The sequence below is a fragment of the Lactobacillus helveticus DSM 20075 = CGMCC 1.1877 genome (assembly GCF_000160855.1).
Lineage (GTDB): Bacteria > Bacillota > Bacilli > Lactobacillales > Lactobacillaceae > Lactobacillus > Lactobacillus helveticus.
Genome location: NZ_GG700788.1, coordinates 1 through 626 on the forward strand (window position 1 = coordinate 1; position 626 = coordinate 626).

The 626-nt window shown below is 41.2% G+C and carries 1 pseudogene; it reads right to left on the minus strand.

The window, feature by feature from the left end:
- Positions 1–55: 55 nt before the first annotated feature.
- A pseudogene (locus HMPREF0518_RS09345) lies at positions 56–626 on the minus strand (ISLre2 family transposase); the annotation flags it as partial.

The window sequence follows — 626 nt, forward strand, 5'->3', positions numbered from 1 at the left end:
GTAAGTGTCAATATTTTTGCGGGAGGCTATTAACCATTAGTCTGACCTTAATTTCTTAAATATTTATTTGATTTATTTTTCTGCTAAAATCGTTTAAATAGCTATGTCCTGCTGTTAAGCTTTCGATTGCTCCATGATGAATGCCTAGATGAGCTTCATGCGTCTTTCTTAGGCTGGCACGAACTGCACCTTTCAATTCTTCCCGGTCACCAATATCGAGCTGCCCACCTGCAAACTCACTGCTAAGCCAGTATTCCAGCTCATTGTTTTTAATGCAAGTCAGCACACGCAGAATTCCTTCGGCACCATCTTCTGACCAGTATTTTCCTTGTCCTTTAACGCGATAAGTATACTTGCGGTGATTGCTCTCACAGCAGCCAATTGCCTTAATTACTGACAAATGACGCATCTTAAACGGCTTAATATCCACCCAGCGACGATGAAGATAGCTGCGCAGCCGCTTTAGGTTTTCATGATTTTCTGGCGTATTCAGCTCATCAACCAGATTGCTTTCAATCGTGTCTAAAATTACATCAGTTAAGTGACGGTCATATTTAAACTCAACTGCACTGATCAATTTGCTTGGCATAGCCGGCATAAAGCCTAAACGGTCCTTGATCTTTTTA